This window comes from Saccharothrix sp. ST-888 (assembly GCF_000955975.1).
In the GTDB taxonomy this organism is placed as follows: domain Bacteria; phylum Actinomycetota; class Actinomycetes; order Streptomycetales; family Streptomycetaceae; genus Kitasatospora.
The window spans coordinates 1-221 of sequence record NZ_JYJF01001165.1 but is presented as its reverse complement, the minus strand read 5'-3'; the positions used below and the strand labels follow the sequence as shown (position 1 = coordinate 221).

The following is a 221-nucleotide window of genomic DNA, read 5'->3' as shown; positions in this document are numbered from 1 at the left end:
GCTGCTGCGACGGACCGTTCGGGGCGGTCAGGCCGTTCGACGCACCGTCCTGGTTGACGGCGGAACCACGGACGATCGCCAGCACCTGGTGGCCGTTGCTCCGCGCGTCCGACAGGCGCTCCACGAGCAGCATGCCGACGCCCTCGCCCCAGCCGGTGCCGTCAGCGTCCGCCGAGAACGCCTTGCAGCGGCCGTCGGCCGACAGGCCGCGCTGACGGCTG

At 73.8% G+C, this 221-nt stretch carries 1 protein-coding gene; it reads right to left on the bottom strand.

The genetic code is table 11. From position 1 onward, the window contains the following. Positions 1–221: beta-ketoacyl synthase N-terminal-like domain-containing protein (locus tag UK12_RS36090; protein ID WP_045307462.1), on the bottom strand; the 221-nt coding region annotated here is incomplete at both ends.